Genomic DNA, 17,002 nt, shown 5'->3' on the forward strand with positions numbered 1-17,002 from the left:
GTCCCCCCTAAGACGCTATGACTTCTTCTAACACGTTATTTAACGCTATTTGTAATGTGTCTACACCAACACGACCTACAAAATCATAAAATGTTTCGGCTGGTAATTTATTCTCTTTGAAATAACTTATAAATGATGCGAGTACATCAGGTAAATCCTCGCCATCTATTTTTCCTTTTAACTTTTGATTGTAGGCACCGCCATCTAACAACGTTCCACCTACATATATCTCAAATGCTTCAACAATTCCCTTTTCCTTCGTTTTCATTTTCACCCCTTGTAACCCAATGTCAGCAATTTGACGTTGACCACATGAATTCGGGCAGCCTACCATATGAATTCGAACTGGAACATCGAGTGCAATTTGTGTATCTAAGTATTCTGCAATTTTTCGTAATCTTTCTTTCGTTTCTACTAGTGCAAGATTACAATATTCAATACCGGTACATGAAACCGCATGACCAATAAATGATTTTGGGCTTGCAGATATCGCTTCAAACAACGGTTCACTAAGTAATCCTTTTACATTTTCCGGAGGAACGTTCGGAATAATGAAATTTTGTGAATTACATGTACGAATTTGTCCATTTCCATATTGCTTTGCGATTCTTGCAATCTCAAACATTTCTTCTGCATGTAAACGACCTACCGGTACATTAAAACCTACATATTTTAATCCCTCTTGTTTTTGGTCTTGAACACCATAAAAATAGCCTGCATTCCATCCTTTGAGTGCACTTTCCCCTTTACTTTGTAAAGGTCCTGTATACTCTATTAGTTTCTCTTTAAATTTCTCTGCTCCCCAGTCCGCAACAAGAAATTTCAAACGGGCTAAATGACGTTTCTCACGATATCCAAAATCACGGAATATAGTAGCAATCGCAATTGCCACTGCCTTCACTTCTTCTGGTAAAACGAACACATCTAATTCATCAGCTAAATATGGACGGGCTGATAATCCTCCGCCTACTTTTATATGAAAACCAACTTTTTTATCACCATCTATTTCTTTCGTAGCAGGTGTAAATGCAACACAGTTAATCTCTGCGTTTGCTGAGTTATAAATATTAGAACTAATAGACATTTTAAATTTACGTGGCAAATTAGAAAACTCTTCATTATGTTGGAAATAGTCATATACCTCTTTCACAATATGTGTCGTATCAAATAGTTCATTTGCATCAATTCCAGCAAGCGGATTACCTGTAATATTCCGCGTTATATCACCACAAGCCCCCGCTGAAGATAATCCAACTCTTGCTAATCTTTTAAAAATATCTGGTATTTGCTGAATTTCTAACCAGTGAAACTGAATCGCCTGTCTCGTAGTAATATCTATTACATCACGTCCATAATCCTCAGCGATAGAAGCAAGTACTTCTGCCTGCGCATTTGTAATAATCCCTGACGGAATATTTACCCGCATCATAAAATAACCAGCTTCTTTTGGACGTTGTAAATACAATCCCGCCCATTTAAAAGCATCCCACTCTTCTTTCGGAATAGATTCAAATCCATTTTCCGCATAGTAAGGAATATCATTAAAAATTTCTAAGCCATCTTTTTCTAATTTATTTTTCTCCGTTTGATTTAGTTTTTCATTGTTAGCCCATACTTTTTCATAACTCATTTTTAAATCCCCCTATATAAAGTGAAACTTTAATCAGTAGAGTTTTGTTCATCCCACGCTGATTATTAGCCTTAACCAATCGGGTATTTACGGGCAGCCCGACCCCCACCTAACTTCCTTGCCCCAATCGAACTTTGAGGTAGGAATTTTACTTCCCGGCAAATAGCGGGATAAAACTACGCTCTTGTAAGTACTTCACGATTTGTTCTGCACATTCTTCAATAGAATATTTGTGCGTTTCTACAATTAATTCTGCTTGCTCTGGCTCTTCATAAGGCGAATCAATACCTGTGAAATCCTTAATATCACCTTTTCTTGCCTTTTTATAAAGCCCTTTCGGATCACGTTTCTCACACTCTTCAATCGGACACTTCACAAAAATTTCAATAAATTCATCTGTCGCTAATAAATCTCTTACTTGTTTGCGGTCTACTCGAAATGGTGAAATAAATGCTGTAAGGACAACTGTTCCTTGATCTACAAATAACTTTGCCACTTCGCCAATACGTCTTATATTTTCCATGCGATCACTTTCAGAAAATCCTAAGTCTTTATTTAAACCGTGGCGAATGTTATCCCCATCCAGCACATAATTTCCAATATTCTTTTCAAACAGTTTACGAGCGACCGCATTCGCTACTGTAGATTTACCCGAAGCTGATAAACCAGTAAACCAAATTACAAAACTGTGATGTCCATTCTTCAATCTTCTCTCATCTTTTGAAACCGAAGCTGTATGCCAAGTAATATTCGTATCCATCTCGTTCTCTCCCTATTCTGTTACTACTTCTTTTTTTAAACCTTTAATTAGCACTTCTACTACTTCTTTACGACTAAATGTACTTGGCGGAATCTCACCGTTTCTTAATAATTCTCTTACTTTCGTACCTGATAAAATAACATGATCTTCTTTTCCGTGCGGACATGTTTTCGTTGAAGCCATCGCTTCACATTTCGTGCAGTAAAAACTATGTTCAAAGAATAGTGGTGTAATGCCTAACTCTTCTATCGTAAAATTCGTGAAGATTTCTTGCGCTTCGTATGTTCCGTAATAATCTCCTACTCCGGCATGATCACGTCCTACAATAAAGTGGGTACATCCAAAATTCTTTCTTACTAACGCATGAAATATCGCTTCTCTTGGTCCTGCGTAACGCATTGCAGCAGGAAATACACTTAAAAAGACACGATTTTTCGGATAATAGTTTTGAAGGAGTACTTCATAGCTTTCCATTCTTACATCAGCAGGAATATCGTCCGATTTCGTTTCTCCAACGAGTGGATTTAAAAAGAGACCATCTACAATTTCAAGAGCAGATTTTTGAATATACTCATGGGCACGATGTACCGGGTTTCTCGTTTGAAATCCGACTACTGTTTTCCACCCACGTTTTTTAAATTCTTCTCTCGTTTCAATTGGGTCTAAATGATAAGAAGGAAATTGATTATTTTCAAAGCGTTTTGTTAGAATAATAGTTCCTCCAACGTAAACGTTTGGTCGTTCATATAACTTTTTCACTCCTGGATGAACCTCATCCGTTGTTTTATATACAAGTAACGCTTCTTTTTCTTTATCTGGTACGAAAATATCTTCTATTTGAATAGCACCATATATATTTCCATTGTTGACAAGCTTTACTTCCTCTCCGGTCTTCAGGCTTTCTGCGACTTCTTCTGTTACCGGTAATGTAATTGGTATACTCCACACACTACCATTTGCTAAACGAAGCGTCTCTACGACTGAATCATAATCTTCCTTCCCCAAAAAACCAGTAAGCGGGCTATATCCACCCGTCGCCAATAGTTCTAAATCACTTAAAGCAATGTTGTCTAATTTAATTTCTTTTTCAATTTGTGATACATCATATGTCTCATCTATACGGTTTACTAATTCGTTTACTGTGCTCATTTTCTATATCCCCTCTTAGCTTTATTTCAAGATTCATCTTATTGATAATGAAGACCACATTCGGTTTTCACTTTCCCAGCCCATCTACCATCTCTTGAATCGCCACCATCCCCTACAGGTAAAGTACATTTCTCACACCCAATACTTGGATAGCCAACATCATGCAACGGGTTATACGGCAAGCTATGTTTGTATACATATCGCCAAACTTCTTTCCACGTCCAATGAATGAGTGGACAAACTTTAATAGATTGAAAACGATGATCTTGATTTATAAACTTTGTATGCTTACGTGTTTCTGATTGTTCCCTTCTTAAGCCCGATATCCATGCTTTTTCCACGACTAATGATTTTTCTAAAGGTAAAATTTTTCTAATCTTACAACAAAGATTCGGATTGCTCTCCCACAGTTTTTCACCATGCAACTTCGCCTGTTCATCAAGTGTAAGTTCTGGCTGCTTTTCTATAATATTCAATGAAGGAAATCGTTCCCTCACTCTTTGAATTAATTCATATGTTTCTTGAAAATGAACATTTGTATCCAAAAATACAACTTTAGCAGATGGATTTACTTGGTTTATAAGGTGCAGCAATACCATACCTTCCACCCCAAAGCTACATGCGTAGACGATTTCATCTTTATACTCTTCATAAGCCCAATTTAATACTGATAACGCGCCTTTTGTTTCATCTTCTTCCGAAAACGAAACAACATTTTCTTCCCACGTTTCATACGTCAACATGTTTTTTCCCCCTGTAAAAGCAAAAAGACGGTTTTAACCTAATGAAAATAGGTTAAAACCGCCTCTAGTTTTTCTAGTCAGCGCTTTTCACTTTAAACGTACTTTTTCACTTTTCTCTAACTGAATTACTTTTCCATCTTGCACAACAATTGTAATTGAGCCATATTTCATATCAGCAAGCATCGCTTCAATCTTCTCGGATACTTCATCAAAATGTTCCCGTACACCCACGCGAACAGCCCCCCTTTTTATTCATAAAAAAAATCTTTCCCATTTCGAAAAGACTGTTCGGTAATATATTTTACCTTATCTTTCAAAATGGATTCCATTTTGCTGGATTTAGCACCTTGCTTTCTATAAGCAGGTTGCCGAGCTTCTTCGGGCCAGTTCCCTCCGCTTCTCTTGATAAGCTTTGTATTTGTATTTTATCACAATTCTGTTTTTTTTCAATCCTAGTTTTCCGATATATTTTAATTATTTTATTTTACAAAAAAGGAATTGCCCATCCGAACAACTCCTTTTTCTATTTAAACAAGCTCTTTAATACGTATGCGATCGTTCCCAATAATATTTTCATATGTTTCGCGTTCCACAACTACTTGCGATGTTCCGCCTTTTGCAAAGACAACGGCTGGTCTTCGAATCCGATTGTAATTATTCGCCATCGAGTACCCGTAGGCTCCTGTACAGGAAACTGCTAGTAAATCAGCAGAAGCGACTTTCGGTAAATGAATATCCCAAATCAACATATCTCCGCTCTCACAACATTTCCCCGCAATCGAAACGAGTTCTTCATTCTCATCATTCCCTCGATTCGCTAACATTGCTTCATAACGCGCACTATATAAAGCAGGTCTTAAATTATCTGTCATTCCACCATCGACTGATACATATTTCCGAATACCAGGAATATCTTTCACAGACCCAACTGTATAAATTGTTGTCCCAGCATCACCTACAATGCTACGGCCTGGTTCAATCCATATTTCTGGCAATGGATATTCACATACAGTAAATTGTTCTCTCACTGCACTTGTTACAGCTCGCACATATGTCTCAAGAGTTAACGGTGTATCCGACTCTGTGTAGCGTATTCCAAATCCCCCACCTACATTTAACACTTTTACTACATAGTTTGTTTGCTCTCTCACTTCTTCTAAAAATTGGCGAAGAACTTCAATCGCTCGAACAAAGCCAGCTGTTTCAAATATTTGCGATCCGATATGTGAATGAATCCCTAGCACATTATAATTGGATTTTTGTAAAGCAAATCCAATTGCCTGCATCGCTTGACCGTTTGAAACGCCAAATCCAAATTTCGAATCATCTTGGCCTGTTGTAATATATTCATGTGTGTGCGCCTCTACTCCAGGCGTTACACGAATTAATATGTTCACAAACTTTCCATGTTGCATCGCTAAATCGTGTAAAACTTCTAATTCAAAGAAATTATCTACGACAAAACAACCGATATTCGCCTGAAGAGCCATCACTATCTCTTCTTCTGTTTTATTATTTCCATGAAAATGAATACGTGATGCTGGAAATCCTGCTTGGAGCGCAGTATATAATTCTCCTCCAGAAACAACGTCTAATGACATATTCTCTTCACGAGCTACTCGGCACATCTCCATGCACAAGAACGCCTTGCTTGCATATGCTACTTGATAAGAGAAACCACTTTCTTTAAAAGCACGATGAAATGCTCGGCATTTTCCTCGAATAGACTCTTCATCGTATACATAAAGTGGTGTTCCGTATTGCTTTGCTAGCTGCGTCGTATCGCACCCTCCAATTTCTAAGTGTCCTTGCCCATTAATTCGGCTTGTGCCGTGTAAATACATTTAAATTCCTCCCTTATTTCCTCTAAAACTCATAACCCCAATCTTCTATTCATTGCAGCACGCTTTTAGATAGACAAAAAACGCGCGGAACAATGTTCACACGCGTTTCTTATTAGGAAAAATATATATTGAAAAAATAAACGAGTTGTTATCTCCTCAAAATAAGAAACCGCATCAACATCTCCAAATAGCTCTCCATAAAATAAATCTTATGACAGTACTACATTTATTCAATGTAGTCCCAATATATGAATAAGATGGTTATTCTTATATTTCGGCAATAGTCCCTTTCAGCCTATGATCACAGATTCCATGAAATCTCCCATAGCTTACTCTTTCCTATCGCGGCCTCTACCTTTGAGAGTAGATGAGGTAAGTCTATTTAATTTTCAAACATCTAATTGTTGCTATTAACAATACCAAAGGACCATTTTATTTGTCAAACAATTTTTTATATTGTTTTTTTGCAGTTTAATTTTGTATCATTTGGTAAGCGCTTTACTGAAATCTTTGTCACTTCCCATTCGCCTTCTTCGTTATTAAATGTAATCGTTACCTTCTCAAATGGGGGAGCAATTTTCCCAGCAACACGTTCATACTTTGTCACTTCAATACTTGCTTGAAATAAATATGTACCGCTATACACTTTTTTTAAACTAATAATTTTAGGGCATTGATACGGTTTCAAACTTCCATATTGTTTTTCAATTGCTTTATTTATTTTTGGAAATAAAACAGAATAAAGTGCATCTTCCATAAGAGGTGCATCATATTGAGCTATTGACACACTCGGTGAGGTAAAAAGTATAACACTACTGCATGCTATAAAATATAATAATTTTCGCATTATAACCTCCGTATTATCACGCGATTCTTTCTGCGTACGATAATTATCATACATAGAAATTCTGTTTTATTGTCTCCCACCACTCTTTTTCTACTCGATTATTATAAAAAAGCCCACAACTCTCTTTTATTTTCGTATAATGATACTCATAGTATAATAATCATAATAACAAAGGACTGTTCGTATATATAAAATGAGTCGTTAAGCAAACTGACTCACAAGAACTGTCATGCTTTTTAGGAGAGGAGTATATTATGCTACAACATCTGTTTCCAAAACTGCGATTTGCACTCGTTGCAGTCGTTTTACTATGGATTAAAACATATATTGTGTACAAGCTAGCATTTGATATTAAAATTGATAATTTCTTTGAAGAATTCATGCTTTTTATTAATCCACTAGCTGCGTTACTTTTATTTTTCGGCTTAGCTTTACTTGCATCTAAGTACCGAAACCGAATTATAATTGGAATCAGTTTTATACTGTCATTTATTTTATTTGGAAACGCAATGTTTTATGGGTTCTATAACGATTTCGTTACTTTCCCGGTTTTATTCCAAACAAACAATATGGCTGATTTAGGGACAAGTATAAAAGAACTCTTTACGTACAAAACATTACTTTTATTTGCAGATGCAATTATTTTAATGTTTATTTCGCGTAAATTCCCATCATTTGGCGACAAAACACCACTTTCCCGCTCAGAGAAGCGAACTTTCTTTAGCGGTGTAACAGCTTTATTAGCACTACAAATTGTTGTATCAGTTATTTATAAACCACAAATGTTCTCGCGCTCATTTGACCGTCAAACTGTCGTAAAGAATTTAGGTTTATACACATATCATCTATTTGATATTACACTTCAATCCAAGTCTTCAGCTGAGCGTGTATTTGCAAGTGGGGATGGATTTTCTGAAATCAAAAACTATACAGACTCAAAAGACAAACAAGTTGATAAAAACTTATTTGGAGCTGCAAAAGGTAAAAATGTAATTTTAATTTCAATGGAATCTACACAAAGCTTTGTTATTAATAAAAAAATAAATGGAAAAGAAATTACCCCATTTTTAAATGAATTTATTAAGGATAGTTTCTATTTCGATAACTTCTATCATCAAACTGGACAAGGCAAAACTTCTGATGCTGAATTTATCGTTGAAAACTCACTTTATCCGCTAGATCGTGGTTCTGTATTCTTTACTCATGCAACAAACGAATACACAGCGACACCAGAACAATTAAAGAAATACGGATATTCTTCTGCCGTCTTCCATTCAAATGATAAAACGTTTTGGAATCGGGATGTAATGTATCCTGCGCTTGGATATGATCGTTACTTTAATTTAAATGATTACGCAGGAACGGAACAAATGTCTGTCGGTTGGGGATTAAAAGATAAACAGTTCTTTGAACAATCTATTCCAAAGTTAAAATCTTTACCGCAACCGTTCTATACAAAATTTATTACATTAACAAATCATTTTCCGTTTCTTCTAAATCCGGAAGACCAATATGTTGATGAATTCAACTCAGAAAGTGGTGTTGTAAACCGCTACTTCCCAACTGTTCGTTACACAGATGAAGCTCTTAAATTATTTATTAAACAATTAAAAGAAGAAGGACTGTATGATAATTCCGTTATTGTCATTTATGGTGATCATTATGGTATTTCCGAAAACCATAACGCAGCTATGGCACAGTTCCTAGGAAAAGATACTATTACACCATTCGATTCTATGCAATTACAACGAGTTCCTCTTATTATTCATGTGCCTGGTCAAGAAGGAAAAGTTGTTTCTAAAGTATCTGGTCAAATTGATATTAAACCAACGCTCCTTCATTTACTTGGTATTAAAACAAATAAATCCGTTGAATTTGGAACTGACTTATTTATTAAAGAAAAAGACCCGCTTATGGTAATGCGTGATGGTAGCTTTGTTTCTGAAGAGTATGTTTATACAAAAAATATGTGCTACAAAAGAAGTACGGGTGAAGAAGCTGATATGACGCTATGTCAGCCGTATATTGAAAAAGCAAAAACAGAATTAAAACTCTCCGATAAATTAATTTATGGAGATTTATTACGTTTCGATCCTAATAATCAATATAAAACTGGAACGATGACAACAAAATTTGAATAGTAAAGGAAGCAACTTTATACAAGTTGCTTCCTCTTTTTATTTTCACTTAATTTTTAAATCATCCTTCTATGAAATCTTTCACAAATTGGTAATTTCTTTCGTATGAGGAATAAATTTATGTTATGATAAAATAAGTAAACTTTCATACACTAATTAAGAATTTATTACAGAAAGCAAGGGATCAGATTTTGTATAGAGCAGCTATTCCAAACTTATTTACGCTCGGAAATTTATATAGCGGATTTTTATCAATCGGCTATGCATCTTTAGGATATTATAAATCAGCTGCTATTTTAGTACTTATCGGGATGATGTTAGATAGTCTTGATGGTCGTGTTGCTCGTTTATTACGTGTTGATTCACAAATGGGAAAAGAGCTCGACTCGCTTGCAGATGTCGTAACATTTGGTGCAGCACCTGCTGTTTTAATGTATTACACATCTTTCTCAAACTACGGAATCATCGGATTATACATAGCGGGATTATTCCCTCTTTTCGGAGCATATCGTTTAGCACGATTTAATGTAACACCATCTTCTACTTCAATGAAATATTTCACTGGAGTACCGATTACAGCAGCGGGAGGGCTTGTTGCTTTCTTAACATTATTTTCACATACCATTCCAAAAATCGTTCTTATTACCGTATTTGTAACGTTCGCATTTTTAATGGTGAGCCGCATTCGTATCCCAAGTTTAAAAGATGTACCAATTCCACGATATAGCATCATTATTACACTATTTTTAGTTGGAATCATTATTACAATGTATCAAACAGGATTTGGCAATTTTTCTGTTTTCTTATTCATTGCCATTCCACTATATATTTTGTACATGTTATCTCAATTCATTAGACAAAGACCGTCTAAAAAAGCGAATAAAGAAAAATAAGAAAACCTTCCGAGTCCGGAAGGTTTCTTTTTATTTTGTGACTAATACCTTTTGATTTACAGGTGTTACTGGCTCTTCGCCGTTTAATACAGCTAAAATATTTCTGACAGCCATTTCAGCCATCGCATCACGAGTTTCAAACGTTGCATTCCCTACGTGTGGAGCAAGTACTACATTCTTTAACTCTTTTAGCTCTTCTGTAATTTTCGGTTCAAATTCAAACACATCAAGAGCTGCCCCTTCAATTTCATTCGTTTTTAATGCATGAGCAAGTGCTGCTTCATTCATAATTGGTCCACGTGAAGCATTTACAATATACGCTGTTTTCTTCATCATTTTAAACTGCTCTTCATCAATCATATGATGTAATTTCGGATTATAAGCACAGTTAATTGTAATAAAATCTGCTGTTTGTAATAATTTTTCCAACGTCACATACGTTGCTCCCAGTTCACTTTCAGCTTCAAACTTACGATTTGGCCCTGTATATAAAACATCCATTCCAAATGCTTTCGCACGTTTTGCAACAGCCTTCCCGATTTCTCCAAGACCAATAATTCCGATTGTCTTACCGTGGACTTCTCGTCCTAAGAAAAATAACGGTGCCCATCCGTTAAATCCAGTCGTACGACATAACGTATCCCCTTCAGGAATTCTACGCGCCGCTGCTAAAAGAAGTGCAAATGTTAATTCTGCAGTCGCTTCCGTTGATACTTTCGGTGTATTCGTTACTGCAATTCCTTTTTCACCCGCATACGTGTAATCAATATTGTCGTAACCAGCACCATAGTTTGCAACAATCTTTAAATGAGGCGCTGCATCAATAACTTCTTTTGGCACCTTTGTCGAAAGTAAACTTAACAATGCATCTTTATCTTTTACAAGCTCTGTTAATTCATCTATAGAAATTAACTCCTCTTTATCGTACATTTCTACATCATGATCTTTTAATAGTTCTAATCCAATTTCCGGAATTTTTCCCGCTACTAATATTTTTGCCACTACTAACACCTCTTCTATAGAAAATAAGATATCTCTTATATTTCATTGTAAGAAATCCACATATAAAAACCAAGGAATTTGATTATAGTTTTGAAAACCGACACTTTTCCATGAAAAAAGAGGAGATGCAACTCTCCCCTCTTCTTACGCTTTTTCCTGCGATTCTTTTCCGAGCTTCACATCAATAGTTCCTTCTGCAACCGTATCGCTAATTTGCTCCTCAATAACCGATTGAGATGCAGCATTCGTTTCAGAAGTATAAGCTTGTTGCTGTGCAACTTGTACATTTTGTTTATTTTGTTGTTTCGCCATTTCTTACCCTCCTTTTCATTCTTTCTTATTTTGAACAAAAAGGGTGGTTTTCATCAAAAAATTGCGTTTCATTTTGAATTTGTTACTTCTTCTTCAAGCAACCTCATTACTCTTGCTCGCTTCGTAAATGTTGCAATCTGAGTAACACCGTGTGCTCGTAATGTTTGTACATTCTCTTGTACATAGTTCCCTAAATCATTTGGGTAATGGGCATCCGAAGAAATCGTAATTGCAACACCATACTTAGCTAATACTTGTAAATATAGTGGACTTGGGCACATTTCACGAACAGGATAACGATAGTACAATCCTGCATTTATTTCTGTTGCCGTATTCGTTTCTACTAACGCACAGGCAATTTCCTCATAATAAGAAAGCTGTTCATTCTCATCCAATCGATAATTAAATACCTTTATATTATCTAGATGAGCGATAATATCAAATAACTCGGTACGAATCGCACTCTTAACTGTTTTAAAAAACGTATCGTATAATGCGCGTAGGTCATGCACCTCAAAATATTCTTTCGTATCTGGATTATCAAATCCCCAGCCATTTAGAAAATGAACGGAACCAATTACATAATCAAAGTCTCCTAGCGCTAATAATTCTTTTAACTCTCCTTCACAACCAATAAAATAATCCGCTTCAATTCCAAGTTTAAGTGTGACACCTCTTTTACTCCATCGTTCTTTCGCCTCTTCAATTGCCTTTGTAAAATCATACAGTGAAACTACCCTTACTTGATCTAACCATTCTTTTTGTATACGACCGAGCTTAGAATTACTAATATCTACATATTTTTCATAATATCCTTTCGCTTCATGAAAACGATATAGATGATCAACAATTCCCACTTCTTTTATTCCTTTTCGCACAGCTTCTTCTAAATATAGATCTATCCATTCTGTTGTAAATGGCCCTTCCTTCACACGCTTTTGCAAACGCTCTTGTGTTTTCATAAGCCAATCAATAGAATGCCTTTCTTGAAGCGGTTCATAACATTCCAACGCTTCATTTATTTTAGCAAGCCACCCTATTGAATACGGTCCTTCTTCTAAGTGAAGATGATAATCTACTCTCATATACATTCCCCCTTATAATGTATCTATTTCCCTTCTATCCCCAATTCTCGAAAGCTTTCCATTTCGTTCTTTCACCTCTCGCATGACATCTTCCAATGCGATATTTTTTTCAGCTAATAAAACGAAACAGTGATAAAATACATCAACCATTTCTTTCACTACTTCTTCTTTATCATTGTTTTTACATGCGATAATTACTTCAGCACACTCTTCACCAATTTTCTTTAAAATTTTATCTTCTCCTTTTGAAAATAAATAATTTGTATACGATTCAGGAAGTGGGTTTTCCTTTCGTTCTTCAATTGTTTTATACAGCAACTTAAAGGCATTTTCCATATGTATCCCCCTATATAATTTGATAGTGAAAACATGTCTTCTCCCCCGTATGACAAGCAGGTCCTACTTGTTTCACATTCACAACAATTGAATCTTGATCACAATCTAAGTATAGAGATTGCACATATTGAACATTCCCTGATGTTTCTCCCTTATTCCATAACGACTGCCTCGAACGAGAGTAAAACCATGTTCTTTTCGTCTCTAACGTTTTTTCATATGCTTCTTCATTCATATAAGCTAGCATTAAAACTTCTTTCGTACCTTCTTCGATGACAATTGCCGGTATTAATCCTTTTGAAAAATTAGGTTTCATAACCGCACCTCAACATTTGCATCTCTTAATTTTCGCTTTACACTCTGCACTGTCGCCTCACCATAATGAAAGATGGATGCCGCTAATGCTGCATCAACTGTTGTCTTTTGAAAAACTTCTATAATGTGATCCGTATGACCACAGCCTCCTGATGCGATGACTGGAATGGAAACACTTTTTGAAATTTCTTCTGTTAAACGAAGATCATATCCACTTTTCGTTCCATCTGCATCCATACTCGTTAACAAAATTTCACCCGCCCCGAGCTTAACAACACGATTCGCCCATTCTATGGCATCCATTCCTGTGTCAACTCTTCCGCCGTTGACGTATACGTTCCATTTATCTTCTGCTACTTTTCTAGCGTCAATTGCCACGACAATACATTGTGATCCAAAGTGTTCTGCGCCCTCTTCGATTAGCTTCGGATTTCGCACTGCCGCTGAGTTTATTGAAACTTTGTCTGCTCCAGCTCTTAGTAAATTGTACATATCTTTCACACTTGAAATCCCCCCGCCAACCGTAAGAGGAATAAATACTTTAGCTGCTGTTTTTTCTACAACATCTATAATCGTTTTTCTTCCTTCATGAGTCGCTGTAATATCTAAAAATACGATTTCATCTGCCCCTGCCACGTTATATGCTTCAGCTATTTCAACCGGATCACCGACATCTTGTAATCCTATAAAATTTACCCCCTTTACGACTCGCCCTTCTTTCACATCTAGACATGGAATAATTCGTTTCGCTAACATAACTTCGTTACCTGTAACACTTCTTCTAAATCAATCGTTTTCTCGTAAAGCGCCTTTCCAATTATGACACCATATATATTCATATCATTTAACTTTTTCACATCTTGAATAGATGCCACTCCTCCAGAGGCAATGAGACGAATGCCCACACTTTTTTGAAGTAACGCCAATTGTTCAAAATTTGGCCCTGCAAGCGTCCCGTCTTTCGAAATGTCTGTAAACACAATCGTTTGAACATCTAAACTTTCCATTTGTTTCGCTAAACTAATATAAGAAATTTCAGACAGATCAAGCCAACCTCTCGTTGCTACGAAACCATTTTTCGCATCAATTCCAACAATGATTTTCTCTTTATATAGACGAACTGCTTCCTCTAAAAATGACTTATCATAAAGAGCTGCTGTTCCTAAAATCACTTTTTCTACACCTACTGACAATAACTTCTCCACCGCTACAAGTGAACGAATTCCTCCTCCCACTTGCACAGGAATACGTACCGCCTTGCAGATTTTTTCAATGACGGGCAAATTTAACGACTCGCCAGCAATTGCACCGTCTAAATCAACAATGTGTAGTATTTCCGCTCCAAGCTTTTCAAATATGATTGCCTGCGCTACCGGATCTTCATTCATCACCGTTTCTTTACTAAACTCTCCTTGATAAAGTCTAACGCATCGTCCTTCTTTTAAATCGATAGCTGGGAAGATTTCCATGCTTCTACCACCTCTTGAAAATTTTTTAATATTTGCATGCCAATTTCACCACTTTTTTCTGGATGAAACTGTGCACCAAATACATTTCCTTTCGCTACAAACCCTGGTACTTGCATTCCATAATCACTTACTCCGCATACAATTTCATCTGGACAATCCGCGTAATATGAGTGAACATAATACACGAAAGAACCATCCACTAATCCATTCCAAAGCGGAAATTCTCTTTCCTTCCTTAATTCATTCCATCCCATATGAGGAATTTTATACGAAACTTTTAACTTACGAATTTCCCCTGGTAGTAAACCCAACCCGCTACAATCTTTTAGTTCCTCACTTCGTTCAAATAAAAGCTGCATGCCCAAACATATACCGAGGAGTGGTTTTCCTATATTACCAACCTCTTTTAGTACACACACTAAATCTCTTTCTTCTAATACGTCCATCGCTTTCGGAAATGCACCTACTCCCGGTAAAATCACGCCATCGCTTCTCAATATCTCTTCTTTATCACTCGTTACAATGTACTCTGCCCCAATATATTTTAATGCTTGCTCTACACTGCGAATATTCCCCATTCCATAATCTATAATGGCAATCAATTACAACATCCCTTTCGTTGAATTTACACCAGTAATGTTGGCATTTTTTTCGACCGCTTCTCTAAGCGCTCTACCAAAAGCTTTAAATAATGCTTCAATTTTGTGATGCGTATTACTTCCGTATAGAACGCGCGCATGTAATGTAATATTGGCAGCATGTGCAACTGCTCTAAAAAATTCTTCCGTCAATTCTGTATCAAAATCCCCAAGCTTCGGATTTGTTAATTCCCCTTGAAATACACAATATGAGCGTCCACTTATATCAATTGCGACAAATCCTAAAGATTCATCCATCGGTACATACGCAGAACCGTAACGATTAATTCCCTCTTTGTTTTGCAATGCTTCTTTCAAGCAATTTCCGAGTACAATTCCAACATCTTCAACGGTGTGATGTGCATCGACAAATGCATCCCCTTCTGCTTCAACTTGCAATCCAAATCTTCCATGTCTAGCAAATAAAGTAAGCATATGATCGAAAAAACCAACCCCTGTTTGAATAGATACATTTGTACTTTCATCAAGCTGCAAATTTAATTTAATTTTTGTTTCTGTCGTCTCACGTACTTGACTGGACTGACGCATTATTTTTCCTCCTCAAACCTTATTTGGATTGCTCTCGCATGTGCATGTAACCCTTCTTTATTTGCAAGCTCTACAATGTGATGCTGTACATTTTTTAATGCTTCCTCCGTATAAGAAATAAAACTTGATTTTTTCACGAAATCATCGACTGATAACGGAGAAAAAAATCTTGCCGTTCCGCTCGTTGGTAATACATGATTCGGTCCCGCTAAATAATCCCCGAGCGGTTCAGGTGCATATGACCCAAGGAAAATAGAACCTGCATGTTTCACATAATCTAGAGCATTCATCGGTTCTTTTATATGTAACTCTAAATGTTCTGGAGCAATTTCATTTGATAACTTTAGTGCCTCCTCTAAAGAAGGAACGATAAAGATGGCTCCATTTCTATTTATTGATTCACGTGCAATTTCACTTCTTGGTAACATTTCTAACTGTCTTTCTATCTCTTTTTCTACTTCTTTAGCTAGTTCCATATTCGTTGTAATACAAATCGCCGTTGCTCTCTCATCATGCTCTGCTTGCGATAATAAATCCGCTGCGATATATTTTGCATTACCTGTTTCATCCGCGACAACTACAATTTCTGATGGACCAGCAATCATATCGATATTTACTATTCCGTATACTTCTCGCTTCGCTAGAGCGACATACAAATTTCCCGGTCCAACTATTTTATCCACTTTCGGAATCGATTCCGTCCCGTATGCTAAAGCAGCAATTGCTTGCGCGCCACCTATCGTATAAATTTCATCTACTCCCGCAAGATTTGCAGCAGCTAATATATGCGGATCAATTCCTCCTTTCCTCGGCGGTGTTACCATTACAATCTTTTTCACACCTGCGAGTTTCGCCGGCAATACATTCATTAATACTGAAGAAGGATATGAGGCTGTCCCACCCGGTACATATACACCTACATTTTCTAACGGCCGAATGAGTTGCCCTCTAATTATGCCTTTACTTTCACAATCGAATATTGAGTGCTTCTTTTGCTTTTCGTGATACGAAACAATGTTTTTCTTCGCCTCTTTTAAAGCTTCTAAAAATGAATTCGTTACAAACATACTCGCTTGCTGTATTTCTTCTTCACTTACACGAAAATCTTTCATCTCTACACCATCAAACTTTTTTGTATAGAAAGATAAAGCTTCATCTTTCCCTTCCCTTACATTTCTAATGATTTCTCTTACACTTCTTTGAACAGTTTCTTCTATTATATTAGCGTTTTCTCTTAGCACTTTTACTTTAGATAATGCCTCCTTAAAGTCTTCATAAATGATTTTCATTTT

Annotated in this window: 19 protein-coding genes and 2 riboswitches; of the genes, 2 read left to right on the plus strand and 17 right to left on the minus strand. The window is 36.4% G+C overall.

All coding sequences use genetic code 11. The features are described from left to right. Positions 1 to 7: 7 nt before the first annotated feature. From AC1Q8L_RS05110 to AC1Q8L_RS05140, 7 genes are all read right to left on the minus strand, one after another. Complete coding sequence (locus tag AC1Q8L_RS05110; protein ID WP_000119608.1) at positions 8 to 1,630, minus strand: nitrite/sulfite reductase; 1,623 nt, start codon at positions 1,628 to 1,630, stop codon at positions 8 to 10. A gap of 148 nt (positions 1,631 to 1,778) precedes the next feature. Then, on the minus strand, positions 1,779 to 2,390 hold the full coding sequence (cysC, locus tag AC1Q8L_RS05115; protein WP_000380498.1) for an adenylyl-sulfate kinase: 612 nt from the start codon (positions 2,388 to 2,390) through the stop codon (positions 1,779 to 1,781). 12 nt (positions 2,391 to 2,402) lie between these two features. Further along, the gene (sat, locus tag AC1Q8L_RS05120) at positions 2,403 to 3,539 is read right to left on the minus strand and encodes a sulfate adenylyltransferase (RefSeq protein ID WP_000108781.1); all 1,137 of its coding nucleotides are present in this window, start codon (positions 3,537 to 3,539) and stop codon (positions 2,403 to 2,405) included. 38 nt (positions 3,540 to 3,577) lie between these two features. After that, on the minus strand, positions 3,578 to 4,282 hold the full coding sequence (locus AC1Q8L_RS05125) for a phosphoadenylyl-sulfate reductase (protein ID WP_000959018.1): 705 nt from the start codon (positions 4,280 to 4,282) through the stop codon (positions 3,578 to 3,580). Between the two features lie 87 nt (positions 4,283 to 4,369). Then, entirely contained in the window at positions 4,370 to 4,513 is a 144-nt protein-coding gene (locus AC1Q8L_RS05130) for a YezD family protein (RefSeq protein WP_000538896.1), read from the minus strand. 72 nt (positions 4,514 to 4,585) lie between these two features. Then, positions 4,586 to 4,694, minus strand: a riboswitch (SAM riboswitch). 115 nt (positions 4,695 to 4,809) lie between these two features. Continuing rightward, positions 4,810 to 6,126: a diaminopimelate decarboxylase gene (gene lysA, locus AC1Q8L_RS05135; protein WP_000280643.1), complete on the minus strand. Its 1,317-nt coding sequence runs from the start codon at positions 6,124 to 6,126 to the stop codon at positions 4,810 to 4,812. Positions 6,127 to 6,306: 180 nt separating this feature from the next. Continuing rightward, positions 6,307 to 6,488, minus strand: a riboswitch (Lysine riboswitch). Positions 6,489 to 6,577: 89 nt separating this feature from the next. Beyond that, positions 6,578 to 6,973, minus strand: coding sequence for a DUF3888 domain-containing protein (locus AC1Q8L_RS05140; RefSeq protein WP_001228820.1), 396 nt, complete (start codon positions 6,971 to 6,973; stop codon positions 6,578 to 6,580). A 254-nt stretch (positions 6,974 to 7,227) separates the two neighbouring features. On the opposite strand from AC1Q8L_RS05140, the gene AC1Q8L_RS05145 reads away from it, so the two are divergent. Continuing rightward, the gene (locus AC1Q8L_RS05145; RefSeq protein WP_000939088.1) at positions 7,228 to 9,114 is read left to right on the plus strand and encodes an LTA synthase family protein; all 1,887 of its coding nucleotides are present in this window, start codon (positions 7,228 to 7,230) and stop codon (positions 9,112 to 9,114) included. Positions 9,115 to 9,302: 188 nt separating this feature from the next. Beyond that, positions 9,303 to 10,004 carry a CDP-diacylglycerol--serine O-phosphatidyltransferase gene (gene pssA / locus AC1Q8L_RS05150; RefSeq protein ID WP_000285417.1) on the plus strand — a complete coding sequence of 234 codons (702 nt, stop codon included), beginning with the start codon at positions 9,303 to 9,305 and terminating at the stop codon, positions 10,002 to 10,004. A gap of 30 nt (positions 10,005 to 10,034) precedes the next feature. Here pssA and AC1Q8L_RS05155 read toward each other — a convergent pair whose 3' ends face one another. From AC1Q8L_RS05155 to hisD, 10 genes are all read right to left on the minus strand, one after another. Beyond that, positions 10,035 to 11,006 carry an NAD(P)-dependent oxidoreductase gene (locus AC1Q8L_RS05155; RefSeq protein WP_001062828.1) on the minus strand — a complete coding sequence of 324 codons (972 nt, stop codon included), beginning with the start codon at positions 11,004 to 11,006 and terminating at the stop codon, positions 10,035 to 10,037. Positions 11,007 to 11,150: 144 nt separating this feature from the next. Further along, positions 11,151 to 11,318, minus strand: coding sequence for a DUF4025 domain-containing protein (locus tag AC1Q8L_RS05160; protein WP_001118893.1), 168 nt, complete (start codon positions 11,316 to 11,318; stop codon positions 11,151 to 11,153). Between the two features lie 68 nt (positions 11,319 to 11,386). Then, complete coding sequence (locus AC1Q8L_RS05165; RefSeq protein WP_001261883.1) at positions 11,387 to 12,403, minus strand: histidinol phosphate phosphatase domain-containing protein; 1,017 nt, start codon at positions 12,401 to 12,403, stop codon at positions 11,387 to 11,389. 12 nt (positions 12,404 to 12,415) lie between these two features. Further along, positions 12,416 to 12,739, minus strand: a complete 324-nt coding sequence (hisE, locus tag AC1Q8L_RS05170; protein ID WP_000426352.1) for a phosphoribosyl-ATP diphosphatase — start codon at positions 12,737 to 12,739, stop codon at positions 12,416 to 12,418. 10 nt (positions 12,740 to 12,749) lie between these two features. Beyond that, a complete protein-coding gene (gene hisI / locus AC1Q8L_RS05175; RefSeq protein WP_000803964.1) occupies positions 12,750 to 13,055 on the minus strand; it encodes a phosphoribosyl-AMP cyclohydrolase in 306 nt (101 codons plus the stop codon). Continuing rightward, positions 13,052 to 13,810, minus strand: a complete 759-nt coding sequence (gene hisF / locus AC1Q8L_RS05180) for an imidazoleglycerol phosphate synthase cyclase subunit (RefSeq protein ID WP_000880113.1) — start codon at positions 13,808 to 13,810, stop codon at positions 13,052 to 13,054. Before hisF ends, hisI begins: the two co-directional genes overlap by 4 nt. Further along, positions 13,804 to 14,523 (minus strand): 1-(5-phosphoribosyl)-5-[(5-phosphoribosylamino)methylideneamino]imidazole-4-carboxamide isomerase, encoded by a 720-nt coding sequence (hisA, locus tag AC1Q8L_RS05185; RefSeq protein ID WP_000402295.1) that lies wholly within the window; start codon positions 14,521 to 14,523, stop codon positions 13,804 to 13,806. The genes hisF and hisA overlap by 7 nt, the downstream gene beginning before the upstream one ends. Further along, on the minus strand, positions 14,496 to 15,125 hold the full coding sequence (gene hisH / locus AC1Q8L_RS05190; protein ID WP_098311865.1) for an imidazole glycerol phosphate synthase subunit HisH: 630 nt from the start codon (positions 15,123 to 15,125) through the stop codon (positions 14,496 to 14,498). The genes hisA and hisH overlap by 28 nt, the downstream gene beginning before the upstream one ends. Beyond that, on the minus strand, positions 15,126 to 15,710 hold the full coding sequence (gene hisB / locus AC1Q8L_RS05195) for an imidazoleglycerol-phosphate dehydratase HisB (RefSeq protein ID WP_001249954.1): 585 nt from the start codon (positions 15,708 to 15,710) through the stop codon (positions 15,126 to 15,128). It lies immediately after the preceding gene. After that, positions 15,710 to 16,999 (minus strand): histidinol dehydrogenase, encoded by a 1,290-nt coding sequence (hisD, locus tag AC1Q8L_RS05200; protein WP_000692518.1) that lies wholly within the window; start codon positions 16,997 to 16,999, stop codon positions 15,710 to 15,712. The genes hisB and hisD overlap by 1 nt, the downstream gene beginning before the upstream one ends. Positions 17,000 to 17,002 lie beyond the last annotated feature (3 nt).

Source organism: Bacillus sp. GW823-FHT06A11 (genome assembly GCF_058795355.1).